The 2,902-nt window shown below is 48.6% G+C and carries 4 protein-coding genes and 1 pseudogene; all 5 read right to left on the bottom strand.

From position 1 onward, the window contains the following. Positions 1-1,257: oxidoreductase (locus tag H6F80_RS08715; RefSeq protein WP_242067239.1), on the bottom strand; the 1,257-nt coding region annotated here is incomplete at its 3' end. After that, positions 1,226-1,411 carry a zinc ribbon domain-containing protein gene (locus tag H6F80_RS30715; protein ID WP_190791185.1) on the bottom strand — a complete coding sequence of 62 codons (186 nt, stop codon included), beginning with the start codon at positions 1,409-1,411 and terminating at the stop codon, positions 1,226-1,228. The genes H6F80_RS30715 and H6F80_RS08715, both read right to left, overlap by 32 nt. Positions 1,412-1,823: 412 nt before the next feature. After that, entirely contained in the window at positions 1,824-2,012 is a 189-nt protein-coding gene (locus H6F80_RS08725) for a hypothetical protein (protein WP_190791186.1), read from the bottom strand. A 22-nt stretch (positions 2,013-2,034) separates the two neighbouring features. Next, entirely contained in the window at positions 2,035-2,448 is a 414-nt protein-coding gene (locus H6F80_RS08730; RefSeq protein ID WP_206755052.1) for a transposase, read from the bottom strand. A gap of 348 nt (positions 2,449-2,796) precedes the next feature. Beyond that, positions 2,797-2,902: pseudogene (locus H6F80_RS08735) on the bottom strand (IS630 family transposase); the annotation flags it as partial.

A 2,902-nucleotide genomic window follows, 5' to 3' on the forward strand; every position in this document is an offset into this window, starting at 1 on the left:
TCTTTCATCCAGGTCTTTGTAGACTTTTGTACATTTCTCCCGGCTGCTTGCAAGGGCTAATTCAATCATGCGAATCGTATTTCTCGCTTCTTCGGGCTTCACAGCAAGTTCTGCCCCTTGCACGATTGCCTGATAAATATTTTCATAGAATGCCTGATAGCATCCCGGCACTGTCTCGATTTGTCCGTAGAAGTGTAACCCATGAATCTCAGTATTTAACGTCCCCCACTGCGCTTGTGGCTCCTGTCCCCAATCCAATTCAGTGGGAGTGAGTCCACGCCGCAGTGCCCCTTCTTGCGGGTCCATGCCGTATTTCACAAACGATCCCTTGGAGCCATGCAAAATGAAATGCGGTCCCAGTTCTCTCACCAGCATTCCGGCTTTCAAGGTCACTTTCACACTTCCGTAGTCCAACCCAACCTCAAAATAATCATTGACGTTTGCTCCTGCTCTTTGCGCTCGAACGTCTGCCGTAATTGCCTGGGGCAGACCAAACAAAACCTGCGCCTGATCGATTAAATGCGACCCCAGATCAAAGAGAATGCCGCTGCCTGGTTCTGACGCTTCCCGCCATGCTCCGGGTTTTAGGGTGTTTCTAAAGCGATCGTAGTGCGCTTCATATTCCACCAGTTGCCCTAAATATCCCTGCCTGACGATCTGTTGAACCGTTTGAAAATCTCCGTCCCAGCGGCGATTGTGATGCACGCTCAAGACCTTTTGAGTTTGCTGAGCAAGCTGGATCAGCTGCTGTGCTTGAGCTGAAGTGAGCGTGAAGGGTTTATCGACGACGACATGCTTTTCTGCTAATAGTGCCTGTTTTACCAGCTCAAAGTGGGATGAATTAGGCGTGGCAATCACCACCAAATCGATCGCAGCATCGCTTAATAGGGCATCGATATCCTGAACGACTTCGACCCACGGATAACGCTGGCGGGAAGCTTCACCGTGACGTTCCACAATTTTCGTTAGCTTCAGTTCGGGAACAGCATTGATCACGGGTGCATGAAACACTCGCCCCGCAACACCGTAGCCCACTAATCCTACCTGAAGCTGAGTTGCCATGTCTGTATCTGCCTCCAATCGTCGCAGGGGATGAACTATGTCCCGCTTAGCTTCGCTTGAAGCGGGGGTTTCTGTCGCTTCTTCCTCCCCAGTTGCTTCATGCTTCCGCAGAAGTAGAGCTAGGCGACTCTGCGACTGAGGAAGACGGTTCCCGCCTCCCATACTATATCTCGCATACCTGCGCGGAGTTGACATCCCGATCCTCGACATGACCACAATCAGGATTAGAGCAAACGTGCAATCGGTCAGACAATATTTTAGGCGTAAGTTGCCAACATTTTGCACAGCGTTGTGTCGATTTCAATTCACGTGTAGGAGCATGGATCAAGAATCCATTTCCTTCCAGCAACTTGTACTCGATTGCATCTTTCAGAATCCCAATCCCGACATCCAGCAGAGAACGATTCAGCCCTGTTTTTTGAGCTTTCTGCTTCCCTATTTTGGCTTTATGGGTCGGTGATTGCTTTAATCACTCTTACTGCTGAAGTTTTTGCGGCATAAACCAGTGTGTTTCAACACTTAATAGAATAACTAGAATTGATTTAGTGAGCGGGTTACTACGAAATTTTGAATAAAAATAATGCATCCATTCCTGATAGTGTTTTTACGTTTTTTGATGCTTGCTAATTAGAGTTAGAGACCAAATCCATAACGATTGATATACAGCCCTATCACTGATCGTGCATCTGATCAGATTCACATTCTTAGCACTTCGGCAGGGTTATCGGTTGTGTCGCAAGACTTATGGGGTGACAGAGAAGCTAGAAGGCAGACTGAATCAAGCGCATCGCCCGTAGCCCTTGCAGAAAAAAACGACGTTTTTGCGGCTTGAGGTACATGAGTTGCTCTGCCCAATTCGACCACAAATCCATCGAGTGAATCCATACCTGCCCGTACAATCCAATCCAAAAATCACTATGCCGTTTTTGGGGTCGAGTCGATTCTGCCACTCGTCCCACATGGTGCTGGATTTTACTTGCGACGAATGCGGTTGCTCTGCTCGGTTGCGATCGTGTAGGCAATCGCTACCAACAGAGCTAAAGCGTGGAAGCGTTGTCCAATGGCGCGACAGTGTTCGAGGTTGTAGCCCCCGGTTTTGAAGTCTCGAAACATCGGTTCAATCGAAAACCTTTTAGCGTAACTATCAAAGGCAGTTTCGATGTCAGTGAGATTGGTCAACAGATACCAAACCTGATTGGCTTTCGATTGGCGATACACTCGCTTCCAGCGGGTGACGAGATTGAATCGACCAAACCCTTGCTGTTGAGTCACCTGCACCTGTACTTCAAAGCAGGCAATGCCTGGAAATTGGAGTAACTCATCGAGTCGCTCAAATTTAGCGTCTGAGTGGGACTTGACCGTGGTGCTTTTGGGCAAGCGGAGCACGAATCCGACCCGTTGTTAACGCAGCCAATGGGCAAGAGAAACGCTGTGAAACTCCCGGTCTCCCAGCACACAATACACCGATAGCGGTTCATCAGAGCTAACGCCGGGCGTAGAACGGTTTGCTGCTCCAAAAGTGAACTTGCCCCTGGATGGTCAAGACAATGCCAAAACACCGGGACGGCTCGCTTCTGATAAACAATACTTATCATCAGCAAGTTATGGTGCTTCCACTGCGTCCGGTCGATAACCAGATACAACTGGTGCCCCTGATGCTAATGTTGCTTGAGCCAATATTTGACAATGGGAAACCATAGTGCTTTGAGATTGAGTTGCGGAAGTTGTATAGCTTTACGGATACACGTTCGAACAATGGTTGAAGGCAGCATCGACACAATCGCGAAAGCTATCAAATTCATCCCAGCGTTGACGCATCCAATTCTTGAGCACGAACCAC

Origin of the sequence: Leptolyngbya sp. FACHB-711, assembly GCF_014695615.1 — a bacterium.
Lineage (GTDB): Bacteria > Cyanobacteriota > Cyanobacteriia > Elainellales > Elainellaceae > Leptolyngbya_A.